This window comes from Nocardiopsis sp. FR4, assembly GCF_009830945.1.
Lineage (GTDB): Bacteria > Actinomycetota > Actinomycetes > Streptosporangiales > Streptosporangiaceae > Nocardiopsis.
Genome location: NZ_VWVV01000005.1, coordinates 255,022 through 274,368, shown reverse-complemented (window position 1 = coordinate 274,368; position 19,347 = coordinate 255,022). Strand labels below are relative to the sequence as shown.

Annotated in this window: 17 protein-coding genes and 1 pseudogene; 7 read left to right on the top strand and 11 right to left on the bottom strand. The window is 73.8% G+C overall.

Annotated features, from left to right (window positions below):
* Positions 1 to 289: 289 nt before the first annotated feature.
* Positions 290 to 406: a streptamidine family RiPP gene (gene amiA, locus FYW95_RS28615; RefSeq protein WP_255459339.1), complete on the bottom strand. Its 117-nt coding sequence runs from the start codon at positions 404 to 406 to the stop codon at positions 290 to 292.
* A gap of 104 nt (positions 407 to 510) precedes the next feature.
* Between amiA and FYW95_RS09195 the strand changes: the two genes are divergently transcribed.
* Positions 511 to 1,776 carry an MFS transporter gene (locus tag FYW95_RS09195; protein WP_159945695.1) on the top strand — a complete coding sequence of 422 codons (1,266 nt, stop codon included), beginning with the start codon at positions 511 to 513 and terminating at the stop codon, positions 1,774 to 1,776.
* A gap of 30 nt (positions 1,777 to 1,806) precedes the next feature.
* Here the strand turns inward: FYW95_RS09195 and FYW95_RS09190 are convergent, their stop codons facing one another.
* Together FYW95_RS09190 and FYW95_RS09185 are read right to left on the bottom strand one after the other, a co-directional pair.
* Positions 1,807 to 2,577, bottom strand: a complete 771-nt coding sequence (locus tag FYW95_RS09190) for a sugar phosphate isomerase/epimerase family protein (RefSeq protein ID WP_159945694.1) — start codon at positions 2,575 to 2,577, stop codon at positions 1,807 to 1,809.
* 40 nt (positions 2,578 to 2,617) lie between these two features.
* Entirely contained in the window at positions 2,618 to 3,859 is a 1,242-nt protein-coding gene (locus FYW95_RS09185; RefSeq protein WP_159945693.1) for an MFS transporter, read from the bottom strand.
* A gap of 69 nt (positions 3,860 to 3,928) precedes the next feature.
* On the opposite strand from FYW95_RS09185, the gene FYW95_RS09180 reads away from it, so the two are divergent.
* Positions 3,929 to 4,882 (top strand): LysR family transcriptional regulator, encoded by a 954-nt coding sequence (locus FYW95_RS09180; RefSeq protein ID WP_159943188.1) that lies wholly within the window; start codon positions 3,929 to 3,931, stop codon positions 4,880 to 4,882.
* Between the two features lie 45 nt (positions 4,883 to 4,927).
* Here the strand turns inward: FYW95_RS09180 and FYW95_RS27645 are convergent, their stop codons facing one another.
* A complete protein-coding gene (locus tag FYW95_RS27645) occupies positions 4,928 to 5,371 on the bottom strand; it encodes a cupredoxin domain-containing protein (RefSeq protein ID WP_159943189.1) in 444 nt (147 codons plus the stop codon).
* A 114-nt stretch (positions 5,372 to 5,485) separates the two neighbouring features.
* Here FYW95_RS27645 and FYW95_RS09170 point away from each other — a divergent pair.
* Positions 5,486 to 6,294, top strand: a pseudogene (locus FYW95_RS09170) (SDR family oxidoreductase).
* A 48-nt stretch (positions 6,295 to 6,342) separates the two neighbouring features.
* Here FYW95_RS09170 and FYW95_RS09165 read toward each other — a convergent pair.
* The 6 genes from FYW95_RS09165 to FYW95_RS09140 all read right to left on the bottom strand — a co-directional run bounded on the left by FYW95_RS09165 (position 6,343) and on the right by FYW95_RS09140 (position 12,525).
* The gene (locus tag FYW95_RS09165; RefSeq protein WP_159943190.1) at positions 6,343 to 7,803 is read right to left on the bottom strand and encodes a benzaldehyde dehydrogenase; all 1,461 of its coding nucleotides are present in this window, start codon (positions 7,801 to 7,803) and stop codon (positions 6,343 to 6,345) included.
* An 83-nt stretch (positions 7,804 to 7,886) separates the two neighbouring features.
* Positions 7,887 to 8,684 carry an ABC transporter ATP-binding protein gene (locus FYW95_RS09160; protein WP_159943191.1) on the bottom strand — a complete coding sequence of 266 codons (798 nt, stop codon included), beginning with the start codon at positions 8,682 to 8,684 and terminating at the stop codon, positions 7,887 to 7,889.
* Positions 8,685 to 8,725: 41 nt separating this feature from the next.
* The gene (locus FYW95_RS09155) at positions 8,726 to 9,631 is read right to left on the bottom strand and encodes an ABC transporter permease (protein ID WP_159943192.1); all 906 of its coding nucleotides are present in this window, start codon (positions 9,629 to 9,631) and stop codon (positions 8,726 to 8,728) included.
* Entirely contained in the window at positions 9,628 to 10,476 is an 849-nt protein-coding gene (locus FYW95_RS09150) for an ABC transporter permease (protein WP_159943193.1), read from the bottom strand. Before FYW95_RS09150 ends, FYW95_RS09155 begins: the two co-directional genes overlap by 4 nt.
* Positions 10,473 to 11,447 carry an ABC transporter substrate-binding protein gene (locus FYW95_RS09145; protein WP_159943194.1) on the bottom strand — a complete coding sequence of 325 codons (975 nt, stop codon included), beginning with the start codon at positions 11,445 to 11,447 and terminating at the stop codon, positions 10,473 to 10,475. The genes FYW95_RS09150 and FYW95_RS09145 overlap by 4 nt, the downstream gene beginning before the upstream one ends.
* Positions 11,448 to 11,562: 115 nt before the next feature.
* Positions 11,563 to 12,525 carry an ABC transporter substrate-binding protein gene (locus tag FYW95_RS09140; protein ID WP_159943195.1) on the bottom strand — a complete coding sequence of 321 codons (963 nt, stop codon included), beginning with the start codon at positions 12,523 to 12,525 and terminating at the stop codon, positions 11,563 to 11,565.
* 509 nt (positions 12,526 to 13,034) lie between these two features.
* On the opposite strand from FYW95_RS09140, the gene FYW95_RS09135 reads away from it, so the two are divergent.
* Together FYW95_RS09135 and FYW95_RS09130 are read left to right on the top strand one after the other, a co-directional pair.
* Positions 13,035 to 13,727, top strand: coding sequence for a GntR family transcriptional regulator (locus FYW95_RS09135; protein ID WP_159943196.1), 693 nt, complete (start codon positions 13,035 to 13,037; stop codon positions 13,725 to 13,727).
* A gap of 102 nt (positions 13,728 to 13,829) precedes the next feature.
* The gene (locus FYW95_RS09130; RefSeq protein ID WP_159943197.1) at positions 13,830 to 14,765 is read left to right on the top strand and encodes a sucrase ferredoxin; all 936 of its coding nucleotides are present in this window, start codon (positions 13,830 to 13,832) and stop codon (positions 14,763 to 14,765) included.
* A gap of 44 nt (positions 14,766 to 14,809) precedes the next feature.
* Here the strand turns inward: FYW95_RS09130 and FYW95_RS09125 are convergent, their stop codons facing one another.
* Complete coding sequence (locus FYW95_RS09125; protein ID WP_160050259.1) at positions 14,810 to 16,594, bottom strand: serine/threonine protein kinase; 1,785 nt, start codon at positions 16,592 to 16,594, stop codon at positions 14,810 to 14,812.
* A gap of 298 nt (positions 16,595 to 16,892) precedes the next feature.
* Between FYW95_RS09125 and FYW95_RS09120 the strand changes: the two genes are divergently transcribed.
* Both FYW95_RS09120 and FYW95_RS09115 read left to right on the top strand, forming a co-directional pair.
* A complete protein-coding gene (locus FYW95_RS09120) occupies positions 16,893 to 18,146 on the top strand; it encodes a cytochrome P450 (RefSeq protein WP_159943199.1) in 1,254 nt (417 codons plus the stop codon).
* Positions 18,147 to 18,165: 19 nt separating this feature from the next.
* Positions 18,166 to 19,341 carry an endo-1,4-beta-xylanase gene (locus FYW95_RS09115; protein WP_159943200.1) on the top strand — a complete coding sequence of 392 codons (1,176 nt, stop codon included), beginning with the start codon at positions 18,166 to 18,168 and terminating at the stop codon, positions 19,339 to 19,341.
* The last annotated feature ends 6 nt before the right edge of the window (positions 19,342 to 19,347 follow it).

Sequence of the window (19,347 nt, the reverse complement as noted above, 5' to 3'; positions counted from 1 at the left end):
GGCGGCGCGCTCGCGGGGCCAGGCGGGGCGCTCGCCCAGGTGTCCGGCGCGGGCGAAGGGTTCCAGCAGCGGGGAGGGTTCCTCGCCGCTCAGGGCCGTGCGGGCGGCGGCCAGGTCCTCGGCGGGCAGGGCGATGTCGTAGAGGGATCCGTCGGCGGCGCGGAGCGCGGTCGTGCCCTCGGGGTGGGTGAACAGCGCCGTTCCGGGGCGCAGACGCGAGGGGGTGATGGGGGCCTCCCGGGGCGTGGGGGCGGGGCCGCCCGGAGGGAGCGGCCCCGCGTCGAGGGGGTTACTCGTTGTCGGTGTCGGGGGCCTCGAAGGGGTTCTCGACCAGGGCGTTGCTGTGGCTGGCGGAGTTGTGCGGCAGCTCGCGCTCCTGCTCGACGCGGACGAAGACGTTGTCCATGTGTACTCCCTTTCGGTGTGGGGTGTGCCGGTGTCAGCCGGACGGTACTACCATAATGAAAACCGTTTTCATTTTCCACACCAGAACAGGGTGACACAGTTCACATGACTCCCGCTCCCCCGGGCTTTCGCCCCTACCTGCTCTCCCGCGCCGTGTCCACGGCGGGGACCCTCGTCGCGACCGTGGCCGTGCCGGTGCTCGTGTACCAGATGACCGCGTCCGCGGCCTGGACCTCCGCCGCGGCCGCCACGGGCGCCCTGCCCTACCTGCTCTTCGGCCTGGCCGCGGGCGCCCTGGCCGACCGCGTCGACCGGCGCCGCCTGATGGTGGCCTGCGACCTGCTCACCGCCCTGGCCCTGGTCTCGGTCCCGGCCGCCTGGGCCATGGGGGCGCTCACCCCCGCCCACGTACTGGCCGCCTCCTTCGCGGTGCAGACCCTGTACGTGTTCTTCGACGCCGCCAACTTCGGCGCCCTGCCCACCCTGGTGGGCCGGGCCCGCCTGACCGAGTCCTACGCGCGCGTGTACGGCACCACCACCGCCGTGGAACTGGTGGTACCCGCGCTGGCGGGCCTGGCGGTGGCCGTCTGGGCACCCGCCCCGCTGATCGCGCTCAACGCGCTGACCGCCCTGGCCTCGGCCGCCCTGCTGCGCGCGATCACCGTGCCCCTGTCGCACCCCCGCCCGCAGACGGGCGCCCGCGACGGGATGGGCGCCCTGGTGGGCCAGGTCCGCGAGGGGCTGGGGTTCCTGTGGCGCGAGCCCACCGTGCGCACGCTGACCCTGGTCGGCGCCAGCCACTCGGCGGCCAGCGGGGCGTGGCTGGCGATGCTCGTGCCCTGGGCCGACCGCACCCTGGGCGTGGCGCCCAGCGGCGACGCCCGCCTGGCGGTGCTGTTCAGCTGCTGGGGCGTGGGGGCGCTGGCCGCCTCGGCGCTCACCCCCAAGCTGGCCGGGGCGCTGGGCGCACCGCGCCTGGCCCTGGGCGGGCTGCCCGTCTCGCTCCTGTGCGGCCTGGCGGTGGTGCTGAGCACCCACTGGCTGGCGGCGGCGGTGTGCGCGTCGCTGTGGGGCGCCGCCTACTCGGTGGTGGTGATCAACGCGATCACCTACCGGCAGCGGATCAGCCCCGACCACCTGCAGTCGCGGGTGAGCACCACCGCGCGGATGCTCTCCTGGGGAGTGGGCCAGCCCGTGGGCGCGGCCCTGGCCGGCGCGGTGGCGGCGACGGCGTGGGGACCGCGCGGCGGCCTGGCCGCGGGACTGGCGGTGCTGGCGGTGGGCGTGGCGGCCGCCTGGGCCTCGCCGCTGCGCGGACAGGCCCTGCGCGGCGCGGACACCGCGCAGGAGGCCGCCGTGGGCCGGACCTGAGCCCGCCGGCGGCCACCCCGGACGGGCCGCTCAGGCGACCTCGGCGATCACCTCCCGCAGGAAGGCGGCGTCGCGCAGGAAGGCCTCCGGGGAGTCCTCGGGGACGAACTCCAGGACGGCCTCGCGCCGTCGGCCGTCACCGGCCAGCAGCTCCAGGACGGGCCGCCACAGGTCGGCGCGCTCGGCCAGGGGCAGCCGCTCGGTGAACCCGTCCGCGCCCCAGGAGAAGACGTGCACGTGGCCCAGGTCGGGCAGCAGGGCCTTGACCTCCTCCAGGCACCGGGCGGTGTCGGGCTCCTCGCGCGGCTGCCAGTGCGGGACCAGCGGGTGCTCACCGCCCGCCTCGGAGAACAGCCGGGTGGCCGAGTCCGAGGTGTCGGTGAGCGACTCCACGTGGTACTCGACCGTGACGGCCAGCCCGTGGGCGGCGGCCCGCACCGCGCAGCGGCGCAGGTCCTCGGCCACACGGCGTCGGTCCCGGGGTGCGGCCCGGTCCGAGCCCAGGGTTCCGGCCCAGACCCGCACGCGCGCGGCGCCCAGCTCGGCGGCGGTGGTCAGGACGGGGTCGAGCTCGGCCGGGTCGGTGTGGCCGGCCTTGTAGTAGGAGCCGTAGGTGGGCACGTACAGCCCGGCGTCGGCGCAGCGCCGGCGCAGGCGCCGGGCCTCGGCGTGCTCGCCCGGGCGCACGTGGACGTCGGCGCCCCACTCCAGCGCGCCCAGGCGCGCCTGGGCGGCCAGGTCGACGATCTCGTCGCCCTTCAGGTGCCGGAAGGTGACCGAGGCCAGGCCGGGGACGATCATGGGGTTTCCTCCTCCGAGAATACGATAATGATTATCGTAATCAATGGGAGGGGGTGCCCGCCTCCGGCAGGCGGCGCAGGCGCAGCCCCCCCAGCGCCGCGCACGCGCACAGCCCCAGCGCGAAGACCACCGCGCCGCCCCAGCCCACCGCGTCGTAGACCAGGCCGCCCAGCCAGCTGAAGAGGCTGGCGCCCAGGTAGTAGGCCAGCGTGTAGACGGCCATGGCCTGGGCCCGCCCGGCCACCGCGCGCCGCCCCACCCAGGCCGAGGCGGTGGCGTGGGCCGCGAAGAAGGCGAAGGTCATCACCAGCAGGGCCGCCAGCAGGCCCGGCAGCGCCGTGCTGAACAGCCCGCCCAGCCCCAGGGCCATCAGCGCGGTGGAGAGGGCGAGCACGGCGTATGCGCCCCAGCGGGCGGTGGCGTTCCCGGCCACCGCCGAGCCGAGCATCCCCGCGGTGTAGGCCACGAAGAGCAGGGAGGCGGCGGCCTGGGAGAGCCCGAACGGCTCGGCCGTCAGCCGGAAGCCCAGGAGGTTGTAGACGGTCATGAAGGCGCCCATGAGCAGCAGCGCCTGGGCGTAGAGCGGGAGCAGGCCCCGGGTGGTCAGGGCCGAGCGCAGGCGCGCGGCCATGCCCGGCGCGGCCCGGGTGCCCCCGCTCCGCGCGGAGGCGCCCTCCCGGCGGCCGCGGGGCAGCACGAGGACGAACACCGCCAGCGCGGCCAGGCCCACCAGGGTGTTGGCCGCCACCCCCCACTGCCACCCGCCCAGCTCGGCGGCGAACCCGGCCAGCAGGCGCCCGCCCATGCCGCCCAGCGGGTTGCCCGCGATGTACAGGCCCGTGGCGCGCGGCGCGTCGGCGGGGTGGACCTCCTCGGCCAGGTAGGCCACCGCCGCCGCCGGGACCCCGCCCAGGGCGGCGCCCTGCAGGGCGCGCAGGAGCAGCAGCAGCCACAGCTCCCCGGCCAGGGGGATCGCGCAGCCCAGCACGGTGGCCGCCAGCAGCGAGACCGCGATGACGCGGGCGCGCCCGAACCGGTCGGCCGCCCCGCTCCATACCAGGGTGAACCCGGCCAGCCCTCCGGTGGCCAGCGAGGCCGCGAGGGCGGCCTGGGAGGCCGGGGCGGAGAAGCCGTCGGCGATGGCGGGCAGGATCGGCTGGACCGACCACAGCTGGGCGAAGGTGGCCACGGCGGCGGCCACCAACGCGACGACCGTGCGCCGGTAGGCGCCGGTCCCCGCACGCGGCCGGGTGTCGTGGGGCGGGGCACTGGTCGCGGTCATGGTTCCACGCTAGAAACACCTTTTTCATACGTCCAATGCATGGTTTCACCTTGTCCCATACTGGAACGCATGAATGGACCCGTGGACGACGACGCCGAGGCCCTGGCCCGGGTGCTGGCCCCCCACCTGGCGATGGTGGCGGCGGTCGCCCGCACCGAACACGTCACCCAGGCGGCCGAGGCGCTGGGAACGCCCCAGCCCACCCTGAGCCGCGCGCTGGCCCGCCTCCAGGGGGAGCTGGGCATGGCCCTGGTGGAGCGCACCGGGCGCGGGGTGCGCCTGACCCGGGCGGGGCGGCTGCTGCTGCCGCACGTGGAGCGCGCGCTCCAGGACCTGCGCCAGGGCCTGGCGGAGCTGACCGGCGCCGAGGAGGGCCGGGTGGCGCTGACCTTCCTGCCCACCCTGGGCGTGGAGGTGGTCCCGGCCCTGCTGCGGGGCTTTCGCGCCGAGCACCCCCGCGTGCGCTTCTCCCTCACCCAGGAGCCGTGGGCGCAGTCGCTGCGCCGGGTCGCGGAGGGCGGGGCGGACCTGGCCCTGACCTCACCGCTGCCCTCGGGCCCGGAACTGGCCTCGGCGACGCTGCACACACAGATGCTGCGGCTGGTGGTGCCCGAGGGGCACCCGCTGACCCGGGAGGCCGCCTCGGGGCGGATCGCGGTGGCGCGCGCCTCGGCGGAGGAGTTCATCCTGCTCAAACCGGGCCGGGGGGTGCGCCACCTCACCGACCGGCTCAGCGAACGGGAGGGGTTCACCCCCCGGGTGGCCTTCGAGGCCGACGACATCGCGACCGCCCGCGGCCTGGTCGCCGCGGGGCTGGGGGTGTCGGTGCTCCCGGCCCGGCCCAAGGGGCCGCTGAGCGGGACGGCGGAACTGACGGTCCATGGCGCCGACGCCCGGCGCCCCATCGGGGTGGTCTGGTCCCGCCAGGGGTCGGGCGGCGGCTACGAGCCCCCGGCGGTGGCCCTGTTCCGCGACCACGTGCGCCGGGTGGGACCCCGCGTCATCCCCGACCTGACCGGATGAGCGGGCGCGCGGCCCCGGCTGACGCCGGTCGCGTGCTCCCACGGGTCAGTCGACGGTGACCGTGGCCTCCATGCCCATGCTCCGGTGGTTGCCGACCGAGCAGTAGAACGTGTACGTGCCCGGCTCCAGGGTGACGGTGGCGCTCTCGCTCGCCCCGCCGTCGATGACGGGGATGACCTGCTCGTCGCCGAGTTCCTCGACGACCAGGTCGTGCGGGGCCCGGCCCGCGTTCTCGAAGTCGATCCGGACCGTGCCCGCCGGAAGGGTCTCGGGGATGCCGCTGAAGGACATCTCCTCGGCCGTGACGGTGATCGTCTCCACGACCTCACCGCCGTCCGCGGTGTCCTCACCGGTGCCGGGGGCCTGTGTGCCCTCCTGCTCGGCGGCGGTCTCCTCGGCCGCCGGGGCCTCGCCGGACCCGTCGTCGGAGCAGGCGGCCAGGCCCACCGTGAGCGCGGCCGCCAGGGCCAGGAGGAAGGGACGTCGCATGGGGTGGTGTCTCCTCGCGGTAGCCGGGACATGGGGCCGGGGCGCGCGCCCGCCGGGCGGCGGACGCAGAACCCCGGGGTCTCCAACGTACGGGATCGGCGGCCCCGAAAACCGGTGGCGGCCCGCACGGGAGCGCGCGACGATGGGGCCCATGCTCCCCGACCCGCCACCGCCCGACCGCTCGCCCTCGTCACCGGGGTGGGCCGCACCCGCGGCCTGGGCGCCGCCATCGCCCGCCGCCTGGCCGCCTCGGGCTGGGACATCGCCTTCAGCCACTGGAGCCCCTACGACGAGCGCATGGACTGGGGCGCCGAGCCCGGCGCCACCGAGGCCGTACCCGCCGCGCTGACCGGCAGCGGCGCCGCCGCCGTGGCCGTGGAGGCCGACCTGGCCGACCCCGACTCCCCCGCCCGCCTCATGGACACCGTCCAGGAACGCCTGGGAGGGGTGAGCGCGCTGGTCATGTGCCACTGCGAGTCGGTGGCCTCCGGACTGCTGGAGACCACCGCGGACAGCTTCGACCGCCACCTCGCCGTCAACGCCCGCGCCACCTGGCAGCTGGTGCGCGAGTTCGGGCTGCGCTTCACCGGCGAGCACGGCACCGGCCGGATCCTGGCCCTGACCAGTGACCACACCGTGGGCAACCTGCCCTACGGGGCCAGCAAGGGCGCCCTGGACCGCATCGTGATCGCGGCCGCGCGCGAGCTCTCCGCCCTGGGCGTGACCGCCAACGTCGTCGACCCCGGCCCCGTCGACACCGGGTGGATGTCGCCTCGGGTCCGGGAGGAGTGCCTGCGGCACACGCCGCTGGGCCGTCTGGCCACACCGGAGGACACCGCCGACCTGGTGGAGTTCCTGTGCTCCCCGCGGGGCGGTGGGTCAACGGGCAGCTTCTGACCAGCGACGGCGGACTCTCCGCCTGAAACCCCCCGGGCGGACCCCGCGTGCGCGGGGGTCCGCCCGCGCAGGCGTTAGAAGGGGTAGCGGGCCGGGTCGGCCTGCATGGTCACCCACTGGGTCTCGGTGAAGGCCTCCAGGTTGGCGCGGGTCCCGCCGAAGCGCGAACCGGTACCGGAGTCCCCCACCCCGCCGAAGGGGGCCACCGCCTCGTCGTCCACCGTCTGGTCGTTGATGTGCACGATGCCGCTGGGCACCCGGTCGGCGATCTCCATGCCCCGCATCGGGTTGCTGGTGAGCACCCCCAGGGACAGCCCGTACTCGGTGGAGTTGGCCAGCTCCACCAGCTCGTCCAGGGAGGAGAAGCGCACCACCGGGGCGACCGGGCCGAACACCTCCTGGGCGTAGGCGGGGGTCTGGGGATTCACCCGGTCCAGGACGGTGGGCCGGTAGAACAGCCCCTCGTAGGTGCCGCCCGCGCGCAGCCGGGCGCCCGACTCCACGCTGCCGGTGACCAGCGCGTGGATCTTGTCGCGCTGGCCGGTGTCGATCACCGGGCCCAGCGCGGCGCCGTCCACCTCGGTGCTGCCCACGGTCAGCGCGTCGGCCCGCTCCGCCAGGCGCTCCACGTACTCGTCGGCGACCGCCTCGTGCACCAGGTGGCGGCCGGTGGTCATGCAGATCTGCCCCTGGTGCAGGAAGGACCCCCACGCGCCGACGGAGGAGGCGGCCGCCACGTCCACGTCGTCCAGGACCACCAGCGGGGAGTTGCCGCCCAGTTCCAGGTGGGCGCGCTTGAGGTGGCGCCCGGCCGCCTCGCCCACCCTGCGCCCGGCCTCGGTGGAGCCGGTGAAGGAGATCACCCGCACGTGCGGGTCGGCCACCAGCGCCTCCCCGGCGGCCACCCCGCCCGGCAGCACCTGGAACACGCCCTCGGGAACGCCCGCCCGGCGGAACACCTCGGCCAGGACCGCGCCACCGCAGACCGCCGTGCGCGGATCCGGCTTGAGGATGACGGCGTTGCCCACGGCCAGCGCCGGGGCCACCGAGCGGATGCCCAGGATCAGGGGCACGTTGAAGGGGGCGATGACCCCCACCACGCCCACGGGCACCTGGCGGGAGAAGCTCAGCCGGGGCTTGCCGGTGCGCAGGATCTCCCCGTGCGGCTGGGAGGCCAGGGCCGCGGCCTCGAAGCACTCCCCGGCCGCCACGTGCACTTGGAAGCCCGCCATCCCGGCCGCCGCCCCGCCCTCGCGGCGCAGCCAGCCCGTGATCTCCTCGGCGTTGGCCTCCAGCAGGTCGCCCGCGCGGCGCAGCACGGCGGCGCGCTCCTCGAAGGAGGCCGCCGCCCACCCGCGCTGGGCTCGGGCCGCGCGGGCCGCGGCCTCGCGCACGTCCTCGGCGTCGGCGATGCCGGTGCGGCCCAGGACGGTACCGGTGGAGGGTGAGACCACGGGGGCGTCTCCCCCCTTGGCCGGTGTCCACGTCCCGGTGAAGATGGCGGAGGCGAAGTCCTCGGCAGCGATCAGGGTCACGTTGTGTCTCCTTCGACGGGTTCGGGCGGCGCGCCGGGCCGGTGGGCGGGTCGGCGGCCGGGGTCAGTGGGCGGCGGCCGGGGTCAGTGGGCGGCGGCCGGGGCGGCGGCGCCGGTGCCGTTCTTGGCTTGCTGGATCTGGGCGTAGACGCGGGCGCGCAGTTCGGTGAAGCGCTCGTCGCGTCGGGTGGTGAGCTGGTCGCGCTCGACGGGCAGGTCCACGGTGATGTCGTCCTGCACCACGGTCGGCGAGGAGGACAGCACCAGCACCCGCTCCCCCAGGTAGACGGCCTCGTCAATGTCGTGGGTGACGAACAGGACGGTCACCCCCAGGCGCTTCCAGAGCTGGCGGATGAGGTCCTCCAGGTCGGCGCGGGTCTGGGCGTCCACGGCGGCGAAGGGCTCGTCCATGAGCAGGACCTGGGGCTCGTAGGCCACGGCGCGGGCGATGGCCACCCGCTGCTGCATGCCGCCGGAGAGCTGCCAGGGGTAGGAGTCGGCGAACCTCGTCAGCCCGACCGCCTCCAGGGACTCGGCGACCAGCTCGGCGCGCCGCCCCTTGGGCACCTTCTTCTCCTTGAGCGGCAGTTCGACGTTGTCGCGCACGCTCATCCAGGCGAACAGGCTGCGCCCGTACTCCTGGAAGACCACGGCCATGTCCGGCGGCGGGGCGGTGACGGCCTGCCCGGCCAGTTCGACGGTGCCGCTGGTGGGCGGCATGAGCCCGGCGATGCACTTGAGCAAGGTGGTCTTACCGCAACCGGAGGGACCCACGAGGCAGACGAGTTCACCCTCGCCGAGCTCGAAGGTCAGGTCGCGCACGGCCTCGACCGCGTTGGCTCCCCCGTTGTAGATCTTCTGCAGGCCGGTGACCTTGAGCATGGTGGGACGTTCTCCTTGGTGGTTCGTCGGGGCGCTCATCCTCACTCACCCCGGTTGGCGGCGCGCAGGCCCCGGTACCAGCCCAGGGCGCGCCCCTCGACGAGTTCGAACAGGGCGGACAGGACGAAGCCCACCAGGCCCAGCAGCACCATGCCCGCCCACATCTCGGGGATGGCGAAGGTGCGCTGGAACTGCACGATGGCGAAACCCAGGCCGCTGGAGCTGGCGAACATCTCGCTGATGACCATGAGGATGATGGCCAGGGCCAGCGCCTGGCGCAGGCCCGCCATGATCTGGGGGCTGGCCAAGCGCAGCACGAGCACGCGCAGGCGCGTGGTGCCGTGGATCCCGTAGCAGCGGGCGGTGTCGGCCAGGACGGGGTCGACCGCGCGCACGCCCTCGACGGTGTTGAGCAGGATGGGCCACACGCAGCCGGAGACGATGACGAGCACCTTCATGGAGTCGTTGACGCCCGCGAGCAGGATCATCAGCGGCACCAGCACCGGCGGCGGGATGGCGCGCAGGAACTCCAGGACCGGTTCGGCCAGGGCGCGCACCCGGGCGGAGAGCCCCAGCAGTACGCCCAGCCCCACGCCCAGCAGGGCGGCCAGGGCGAAGCCGGTGGCCAGGCGGGCCAGGCTGGGCAACACGTCGGCGAAGAAGCGCTCGGAGAACCACAGTTCGGCGAAGGCCGCGGCGATCAGGTCCGGGGTGGGCGTGTAGTAGCTGTCGGAGTTGGCGCTGGCGTAGGCGTAGACGCCGATGAGCAGCGCGGGCAGCAGCAGCACGTGCAGGAGCTTGGCGCCCGCCCGGACCGCTCCTGAGGCGGTGCCGCGCCGGGGGCGGCCCGCCGGGGCCGGGGCGGGGGCCTGGGCCTCCTGCGGCCCGGGGGCGCCGTCGGCCCCGGTCCCGGGTGCCGCGTCGGAGGTGGTGGACTGGCTGCTCATGCGGTGGCCTCCCCGCGGACGGACGTGTGCCAGCGCAGGACCCGGCGCTCCAGGGCGCGCACGCCGATGTTGATCACGACGCCCAGGGCGCCGGTGGCGACGATGAGCGCGTAGACCGAGGCGACGGCGCCGCTGGACTGGGCGACGGCGATCTCCCGGCCGATGCCCGGGGAGCCGATGATGAGCTGGGCGGTGATGGACAGGATGAGGGCGACCGCGGCGGCCAGGCGCACCCCGGTCATGAGGTAGGGCAGCGTGGTGGGCCAGAGCACGTGGCGGATCCGGGCCAGGCGGCCCAGCCCGTAGGAGCGGGCGGTCTGCTCGGCGACCGGGTCCAGGTCGGCCACACCGTAGAGCACCTGGATGTAGATGAGCCAGAAGCAGGCGTAGACCACCAGCAGCAGTGTGGAGCGGATGTCGGTGCCGTACATCAGCACCGCCAGCGGGATGAGGGCCACCGACGGGATGGGGCGCAGGAAGTCCACCGTGGAGGTGGTGAAGGCGCGCACCCTCGGCAGCGATCCCAGGGTGAAGCCCAGGACGACGGCGGCGACGAGGGCGATGGCCAGGCCCAGCGCCCACCCGGTCAGGGTGTCGCCCACCGCGGTCCAGAACTGGGGTGTGGTGGCGCGCTGGCCCAGGGAGGCCAGGACCCGCGAGGCGGGGGGCAGGTAGCGGTCGGAGACCAGCCCCAGGCGGGGCACGGCCTCCCACAGCACCAGGAAGCCCACGATGCCGACGGTGCCGAGGAGCGGTCTGTTGGGGCCGGTGCGGGCGGCGGCCCCGCGCGGGCGCCGTGCGGCGCCGACGGGGACCGCCGGGGGCGGAGCGGTGGTTTCGGTCATCGGATGAAGGTGTCCAGGTCGGGTTCGGAATCGATCAGGCCGTCGGTGACCATCAGTTCGCCGACGGTCTCCAGGGCGTCCCGGTCGATCTCGGGACGGAAGCGCGGCCAGCGCAGGTCGTCGATGAGGTCGGGGTCGATCTCGGTGAAGGTGGTCAGGATCCGCGCGGTCTCGTCGGGGTTGTCCTCGGCGTAGACCAGGGAGGCGTTCATGGCCTCGGTGAAGGCGTCGACCGTCTCGGGGTCGGAGGCGATGAGTTCGTCGCCGGTGAAGTAGGTGGCGATGGACAGTTCGGGGTGGAGGTCGACGAAGTTGGCGGCGACGGGCGTGGCGCCCTCGCGCAGGGCCAGGGTCAGGAAGGGCTCGACCACCCAGGCGGCGTCGACCTGGCCGTTGGACAGGGCCCCGACCATGTCGGGGAAGGCCAGTTCGACGAAGTCGATGTCGGCGGCGTCGCCGCCGTCCTGGCGCACGCTGTGCCGCACGGAGGTGTCGCCGATGTTCTGGAGGTTGTCGATGGCCACGGTCGCGCCCTGGAGCTGGGCGGGGGAGGTGATGTCGCTGCCCTCGGGCACGACCAGCGCGCTGTAGTCGGTGTCGGCGTCGCCCGTGGTGGTCATGCCGTTGGCGACCACCGTCAGGGGCAGGCCCTGCTCGCGGGCGATGATGAGCGAGACCACGTTACCGAAGGCGAAGTCGAGCTCACCGCTGACGACGCGGGGCACGGTCGTGGCTCCGCCTCCCCCGGTCTCGATGGTCACGTCCAGGCCCCGTTCCTCGAACAGGCCCTGTTCGACGCCGAGGTAGAGGGGGGCCACCGCGGTGATGGGCAGGACCCCGACGGTGACGGGGGTGAGCCCGTCCCCGGAGGCTCCGGCGTCGGCGCCCTGACCGCCGCCGCACGCGGCGGTGGTCAGGGTGAGCGCCGTAGCGGCGGCCAGGGCGGCCAGCGGGGTGCGTGTGGCGGTCATGGTTTTCTCCTGCGGCTGCTGAGGGGGATGTGGAAGGTGGGGCTCGCCGGGGACGAGGAGGCCGCGGGTGTCCCCGACGGGCCGTGTTCCGGGCTCGGTGCGGCGCCCGGGCGGGTTACCTGGCGGTTCCGTAGAGGGCGTCCAGGTCGGGCTCGGCGTCGATGAGGCCGTCCTCGACCATGAGCTCGGCCAGGGTCCGCACGGAGTCCTTGTTGATCTCGGCGGGGAAGCGGGGCAGGACGAGGGCGTCGATGACGACCTGGTCGATCTCGGTGTAGGTGGACAGGATGCGGCGGACCTCGTCGGGGTTGTCCTCGGCGTAGGCGAAGGACTCCTCCAGCGCGGCGGTGATGTCGGCGAAGAGCTCGGGGTCCTCGGCCACGCGCTGCTCGGAGGCGAAGTAGGCGGCCACCGACAGATCGGGGTGGGTGTCGACGAAGTTGGAGGCGACCTCGCGGTGCCCGGCCTGGCGGATGATCGAGGCGAAGGGCTCCACCGCCCAGACGGCGTCGATCTGTCCGGTCTCCAGGGCCGCGGGCATGTCGGGGAAGGGCAGTTCGACGAACTCGACCGCGGCGGGGTCGCCTCCGGCGGCGCGCACGGACTGGCGCACGGTGGTGTCGCCGATGTTCTGGAGGTTGTTGGTGGCCACGGTGAGCCCCTCCAGGTCGGTGACGTCCCGCACGGGGCTGTCGTCCAGGACGAAGACGCCGCTGAAGTCGGCGCCCTGTTCGCCGGTGGTGGTGACGCCGTTGGCCAGGGTGACCAGGGGCAGGCCCTGCTCGCGGGCGACGATGAGGGAGACGGTGTTGCTGAAGGCCAGGTCGAACTCGCCGCTGACCACGCCGGGGACGATGGCGGCGCCGCCCGAGCCCGACTCCAGTCGCAGGTCGATGCCGCGGTCCTCGAAGAAGCCCTGGTCCACGCCGAGGTAGACGGGGGCGACGTCGACGATGGGGATGACTCCGGCGGCGACCGTGGTCAGCCCACCGGAGTCGGAGCCGGCCTCCGTGGAGCCGCACGCGGTGGCGGCCAGCAGTGCGGCACCCGTGGTGAGGGCGGCCAACGTTCGGCGCATCGGGAACTCCAGCTGGTTCGGGGGAGGGCGCTGTCGCCCACCACTGTACGTTTAGCGAACACGTGTTCTTCAGGCGAACATAAGTGATCCACTTCACCAGGTCAAGACATGCGTCAGGCACATTTCGAACTCGTCAACAGCGGGTGATGGGATGATTCGCCCTGGCCGCGGCCCTGGAGGCCCGAAGCGCACCGCGCCGTTGCACCCGTCCAACTGTTCGGTATGTGAATAATCGTTCATATAGCGAACAGCTGGGGCGCGGGAAGCCGCGCGCACGAGGAGCGAGGAGGCCGGGACGTCGTCACACCGGCCCCCAGGGGGAAGAGCACCCGACCGGAGCCGGACACGCACCCCTCGGCGCCTCATCCTCAGACAGAACTTGTCCGGATGTCAACATTTGAACAGGAAAGTACCGGTGTCACCCGAGACGCGCCGTATCGCCGGTACACCCGTACACTCAATCCGGCGTCGGGGGACGCGGGCCGGGGGGCGGATCCGAAGGGAACGATATGCGCAGGGCGCGGCGGCGCGGATTGGCACACGAGGCGGCCGACCGCATCCGCGATTCCATCTTCGAGGGGCTGCTACCCCCCGGCACGGCCCTGCGCGAGGTGGAACTGGCCACCTCCCTGGACGTCAGCCGGGGATCCGTCCGCGAGGGCCTGGCCATACTCGAACGCGAGGGCCTGGTCCGCAGCGAGTGGCACCGCGGCGCCCGCGTCATCGACCTGAGCCCCGCCGACGTGGACGAGGTCTACACCGTGCGGGCCGCCCTCGAACGCCTGGCCACCCGCACCGCGGCCGCCCGCGCCACCCCCGAACGGCTGACCGAGCTCTCCGTCCTGGTGAGCGCCATGGAACAGGCCCTGGCCTCCGGCGCGGACAGCGCCACCCTGCTCTCCCTGGACATGGCCTTCCACGACCGCGTCTACGAGACCGCGGGCAACAGCCGCCTCATCCGGGCCTGGGAGGGCGTGCGCTCGCAGGTGTACCTGTTCCAGCTCACCCGGATACGCCTGGGCCACGCCCAGTACCGGGCCGTGGTGGTGGAGGAGCACCGGGACGTGGTGCGCATGCTGGCGGCGGGCGACACCCCCCGGGTGGCCGAGGCCGCCGAGGAACACGTGGACTCCGCCCGGCGGGCACTGGTGCGCATGCTCACCGATCCCGCCCAGGACACACCCGCGAACACCCCCGACTGAATCCGACAAACACTCCATGGGTAGGCTAACCTAACCTCTGCGATGACACCCTCGCACGGTCCCCCGCCGACCGTGCGCCCGCCACCCGATTGGACGTGTCCGTTGCGGCTTCCCACCGCGCCCGACGGCAGCCGGGGCTGCTCCGCCCTGGCCCGCTACACCGGCGAGCAGATCTCCGGAACAGCCGGACGCACCACCGGCTGGCTGCTGGTCGAGCACACCGGCCCCTGGCGCCACCCCGCCTTCACCAGCCCCGGCCTGGACCCCGCCGTGGTCTCCCGACTCGCCAGCCGCATCACGGGCCACGACGTCAAACCCCAGCTGATCAAGCGCCCCGGCCAGAGCGCGCGCACCGGCACCGGGCCGCTGCGCGTCTACCTGGCGCACGTGAGCCGCACCAGCCCCTGGGTACGCCGCCTGGACCTGCCCGACCTGGCGGCCCTGCTGGAGTACGACGTCACCGCCGCCGAGCGGCCCCGGCCCCCCGCCTTCGGCGCCCCCGTGGACCACACCCTGTACCTGGTGTGCACCCACGCCAAGAAGGACCCCTGCTGCGCGGTCCTGGGCCGCCCGGTGGCCTCCGCCCTGACCGGGGGCACCGCCGAGGTGTGGGAGACCACCCACGTGGGCGGCGACCGCTTCGCCGCCAACCTGGTGGCCCTGCCCCAGGGCGTCTACTTCGGCCGCCTGGAACCGGAGTCGGCCCGGCGCACCGTCGCCGCCTTCGAGCGCGGCCTCGTCCTGCCCGAGAACTACCGGGGGCGCTGCAGCGACTCCTCGGCCGTCCAGGCCGCCGAGGCCGCCCTGCGCTCCCGCCTGGGCGCGGTGGGCGTGGACGACCTCACCCACCTGGACGAGGAGGAGACCGCCGACGGGGTCCGGGTCACCCTGGGCCACCAGGGCGGCCTGTACACGGTGTCGGTGGCCGCGGTCGAGGGCCCCGAGTGCCCCGCCACGTGCTCGGCCCTGACCCCCAGCCGCCCCGTGCACCACCGGGTGACCGAGATCCGCCGCGACCCCTCCCGGACCCGCGGCTGAGACCACCCCCGCACTCCGTTCGCCCCCGGGGACGGCGGCCCGGCTCAGGACCAGAAACCGAAGCTGTACAACAGGCCGTTGGTCGCCGCGACCACACCCAGCGCCAGCACCACCCCGGTCACGAAGGAGGTGCGCAGCGACCGCACCAGGTACTCCAGCGCCACCAGGTTGTTGAGCAGGAAATAGCCCAGCATGGTCGCGTGCCAGAACGCGTCCATGGTCAGCGGCTCGAACGAGAAGGGCGCCCCGGTCCACACGTCGGTCTCGGTGGTGAACCACGCCCAGGCCAGCGCCGCCCCGTACCCCAGCGGGATCTGGATCAGCGGCAGGACCAGCAGCGGCAGCAGCTTGACGAACCCCCACAGACCCGGCTGGCCGGCCTGGCGCGCCTGCGTCTGGGCCCGGCGGGCCGCCTCCTGCTCGGCGCGCACCCGCTCCCGGTGGGCCCGCTCGGCCTCCTGCTGGCGGCGGTGCTCCAGGCGCTGCTCCTCCATCCGCCTGCGTTCCTGCTCCTGGTGGCGCTGCTGCTCCTGCATCCGGCGCTGGCGCTGCTCCTCCTGCCGGCGCAGCTGCTCCTGCTGCTGGTCCTGGTAGGGAGCCGCCCCGGCCCGCGGGTCGCGGCGCCCGCCGTACAGGTCGGCGTAGGGGTCCTCCCCCGCACCGGGCGCACCCCGCCCCGCGGCGGTGGCGCCGTGCTGGCCGTAGGCGGTCGCCCCCTGCCCGTACTGGGCGGTGGGCGGGACCTGCTGCGCATCCGGGAAGCGGGCCGTGGGCGGGTGCCCCTGGGCGGCCTGCTCCCCCAGAACCGAGGTCGCACCGTCATCACCCAGAGCACCCGCCGCCCCGGCCCCGGCCACCGCACCGGCCGCACCCCCCAGCGCCGCCGCGCCACCCGCGCCCAACACCTCGGTGCGCTGGTGGCCGCCCGCCCCCGGGGGCTCACCCGCCGAGGTGGCCAGCGCGTCGTTGACCTTGGCCACCTGCTCCTGCACACCCCGCATCACCGCCGGAGGCAGCCAGGCCGGACCCACGTTCACGTCCCCCAGGTAGTCCAGGATCTCCCCCGGACCGGGACGCCCGTTCGGGTCCTTGGACAGGCACGCCGCCACCAGGTGGCGCAACGACTCGGGCACCCCCGACAGGTCCGGTTCCCGGCTGATGATCCGCATCACCATGGTCGGCATGTTGCCCTCACCGAAGGGCCCGGCGCCCGACGCCGCGTAGGCCAGCACCGCACCGTAGGCGAACAGGTCGCTGGCCCCCGTCAGCGGCTCGCCCTGCACCTGCTCCGGGCTCATGAACCCGGGCGTGCCGATGACCGACTGCGTGGCCGCCGTCCCGTCGGTGGCCCGGGCGATCCCGAAGTCGATCACCCGCGGACCGTCCTCGGCCAACAGCACGTTGCCCGGCTTGAGGTCGCGGTGGATCAGCCCCACCCGGTGGATCTCGGCCAGCGCCTCGGCCAGCCCCGCCGCCAGCACCCGCACGCTCGCCTCGGGCAGCGGACCATGGGCCCGCACCGCCTCGTCCAGGGGCAGCGAGGGAACGTAGGAGGTCACCAGCCAGGGCACCTCGTCCTCGGGGCCCGCGTCGATGACCGGGGCGGTGAAGGCGCCGCTGACCTGCCGGGCCGCGGTGATCTCCCGGGCGAAGCGCTGGCGGAAGGAGGCGTCCGCTGCCATGTGCGGGTGGATGCGCTTGATCGCCACCGCGCGCCCGCCCGCCGAACGGCCGAAGAACACCTGGCCCATACCGCCAGAACCCAAGCGGCCGATCAGCCGGTACCGGCCGATGCGTTCCGGATCACTGGGTTCGAGCCTAAGGGACACTGCAGCCTCCACACACGACACGTAGCCGACCCCCCGGAGCCGGAGGGCGCACACCGCCTCCCCCGGGTGTCGGGTCCCCGGCGGCAAGGCGTCTGGCCCCAACCTATCGGCGGCCGCACCCGCACCCCGCCCCCGCGAGGTGAGGACGCGTGTCCGGTGGACGAGACCCCCGGCACCGGGCGCGGCGGCACCGTCCCCTCCTCGCTGGCCGTCAGCGGCCAAGTCCGGCGAAACCCGCCCCCGACGGCATCCTCGCCCCTAGGGTCGAGGATGCAGGCAGGAAAGGGGACCCACAGCCATGCACATTCCCGACGCCCTCCGCATCGACGCCCAACTGCGCACCGCCCACGTGCTCTCATGGCTCGCCGCCCAGGCCGGGGACCACCCCAGCCGCCTCGTCCACCGCCCCTGGCAGCACAACCCCTACCCCACCTACCGCAGACTCCGCACCCAGGGCCCCTTCACCACCAGCCGCCTGGGCTTTCGCACCGCCAACACCTACGAGGCGGTCAGCGCCCTGCTGCGTAGCCGCGAGTTCGGCGTCCAACCCCCCACCCAGGGCGCCAAACCCCCGCAGTACGACATCCTGGACCTGTCCTTCCTCATCCTCGACCCGCCCGAGCACACCCGGCTGCGCGCCCTGGCCCGCCCCGCCTTCAGCCCCCGGCACATGCACCAGTACCAGGCCCAGATCGAGAAAACCACCCACGAACTCCTGGACACCGTCACCGCCAAGGGCGACTTCGACCTCATGCGCGACTTCGCCCAGCCCCTGCCCATCAAGGTCATCAGCCACCTTCTGGGCGTCCCCGACACCGACGACGCCGAGTTCGTCCGCATCGGCCACACCGTCGGCGCCGCCCTGGACGGCGCCAGATCGGCGCGTCACCTGCGCCGGATCCAACAGGCCACGGCACAATTGGACCGGCTCTTCGAGCGGCTGGCCGACCAACGGCGCACCGATCCCCGCGGTGACGTGATCTCGACCCTGACCGACCACACCGACAACGGCCGCCTCACCGCCACCGAGATGAACACGATGTGCCGGCTGCTGCTGGTCGCCGGATTCGAGACCACCGTCAACCTGATCGGGAACGGGGTGATGGCCCTGCTGCGCCACCGCGAGCAGTGGGAACGCCTGGTGAGCGACCCCGACCTGGCCGACAGCGCCGTCGAGGAGATCCTGCGCTACGACTCCCCCGTCCAGATGACCACCCGTTGGGCCCAGGCCGACACCACCGTCCAGGGCCACCCGCTGCGCCGCGGCGCCTTCACCCTGTGCCTGATCGGCGCGGCCAACCGCGACCCCGAACGCTTCACCGGCCCCGACCGCTTCGACATCACCCGCCCCGACGCCTCCGACCACCTCTCCTTCTCCAGCGGCGTCCACTACTGCCTGGGCGCCCCCCTGGCCCGCCTGGAAGGACGCATCGCCCTGCGCGCCCTGGCCGAACGCCTGCCCCGCCTGCGCCCCGCCGCGCCCCCCACCCACCGCGGCACCAGCGTCGTACGCGCCCTGTCCGCCTTCCCCCTCACCACGGGTCACGGGTAACGGGAAGGAACCGACCACGATGCGCGGTGCGGCCTCCCCACGATGGCGCTCCCTGACCCGGGGGCGCGGGGTCCTGTTCACAGCCGGAGCCCTGTGCGCGGTGATCTTCCTGGTCACCGCGGTCCTAACGGTCACCCTCCCCCGCCGGGAGCAGACCCAGGGCGAACTCCCCCGCCTGGCCCGCGCCCACGGCATCGACCTCGGGGTCGCCGTCGCGGTCAACCCCCTCGTCCACGACCCCGCCTACCGGTCCGTGGTCACCGAGCACTACACCTCGCTGACCGCCGAGAACACCATGAAGTGGCAGTACGTCCAACCCGAACCCGGCGAGTTCGACTGGAGCGGCCCCGACACCGTGGTCGGCTTCGCCGAACGCAACGGCCTCAACGTCCGCGGACACACCGTGCTCTGGCACAACCAACTGCCCACCTGGCTGGCCCGGGGCTCCTGGGACCAGGAGGAACTGCGCCAGGTCATGGACCGCCACACCCAGGCCCTGCTCGGCCGCTACCAGGGACGCGTCACCGCCTGGGACGTGGTCAACGAACCCTTCGAGGACGACTCCCCCCGCCTGCGCGAGAACCTGTGGTACCAGGTCCTGGGCGAGGACTACATCGCCGAGGCCCTCACCCTGGCCCACGAGGCCGACCCCGAGGCCAGGCTCTACATCAACGAGTTCGGCGTCGAGGGCGGCGGCGCCAAGACCGACGCCCTGTACACCCTCGCCCACGACCTCCTCGAACGCGGCGTCCCCCTGCACGGCATCGGCTTCCAGGGACACTTCGTCCACGGCCACGTCCCCGAGGACCTCGCCGACCACCTGCGCCGCTTCACCGACCTGGGCCTGGAGGTCAGCATCACCGAACTCGACGTGCGCATCCCCGAATCCGCCGGCGAGGACGCCCTCGCCGGCCAGGCCGAGGAGTACCGGCACGTCGTCGAGGCCTGCCTCCAGGTACCCCGCTGCGTCAACGTGTCCGTGTGGGGCGTCAGCGACCAGCACTCCTGGATCCCCGAGTGGTTCCCCGGCTACACCGACGCCCTGCCCTTCGACGAGGACTACACCCCCAAACCGGCCCTGAACGGCATCGCCGAGGCCCTCTCCCGCCGCCCCGCCGAACGCCGGGCACACAGACGGGCGGGGAAGGACCCGAACAGGACGGACGGTCCCGCCCCGCCGACGTTCGGCGGGTGAGCGCGG

Excerpts from the sequence above, each read along its gene's own strand:
- amiA (WP_255459339.1), bottom strand. The coding sequence starts at position 406 with ATGGACAACGTCTTCGTCCGCGTCGAGCAGGAGCGCGAGCTGCCGCAC.
- FYW95_RS09195 (WP_159945695.1), top strand. The coding sequence starts at position 511 with ATGACTCCCGCTCCCCCGGGCTTTCGCCCCTACCTGCTCTCCCGCGCC.
- FYW95_RS09190 (WP_159945694.1), bottom strand. The coding sequence starts at position 2,577 with ATGATCGTCCCCGGCCTGGCCTCGGTCACCTTCCGGCACCTGAAGGGC.
- FYW95_RS09185 (WP_159945693.1), bottom strand. The coding sequence starts at position 3,859 with ATGACCGCGACCAGTGCCCCGCCCCACGACACCCGGCCGCGTGCGGGG.
- FYW95_RS09180 (WP_159943188.1), top strand. The coding sequence starts at position 3,929 with ATGAATGGACCCGTGGACGACGACGCCGAGGCCCTGGCCCGGGTGCTG.
- FYW95_RS27645 (WP_159943189.1), bottom strand. The coding sequence starts at position 5,371 with ATGCGACGTCCCTTCCTCCTGGCCCTGGCGGCCGCGCTCACGGTGGGC.
- FYW95_RS09160 (WP_159943191.1), bottom strand. The coding sequence starts at position 8,684 with ATGCTCAAGGTCACCGGCCTGCAGAAGATCTACAACGGGGGAGCCAAC.
- FYW95_RS09155 (WP_159943192.1), bottom strand. The coding sequence starts at position 9,631 with ATGAGCAGCCAGTCCACCACCTCCGACGCGGCACCCGGGACCGGGGCC.
- FYW95_RS09150 (WP_159943193.1), bottom strand. The coding sequence starts at position 10,476 with ATGACCGAAACCACCGCTCCGCCCCCGGCGGTCCCCGTCGGCGCCGCA.
- FYW95_RS09145 (WP_159943194.1), bottom strand. The coding sequence starts at position 11,447 with ATGACCGCCACACGCACCCCGCTGGCCGCCCTGGCCGCCGCTACGGCG.
- FYW95_RS09140 (WP_159943195.1), bottom strand. The coding sequence starts at position 12,525 with ATGCGCCGAACGTTGGCCGCCCTCACCACGGGTGCCGCACTGCTGGCC.
- FYW95_RS09135 (WP_159943196.1), top strand. The coding sequence starts at position 13,035 with ATGCGCAGGGCGCGGCGGCGCGGATTGGCACACGAGGCGGCCGACCGC.
- FYW95_RS09120 (WP_159943199.1), top strand. The coding sequence starts at position 16,893 with ATGCACATTCCCGACGCCCTCCGCATCGACGCCCAACTGCGCACCGCC.
- FYW95_RS09115 (WP_159943200.1), top strand. The coding sequence starts at position 18,166 with ATGCGCGGTGCGGCCTCCCCACGATGGCGCTCCCTGACCCGGGGGCGC.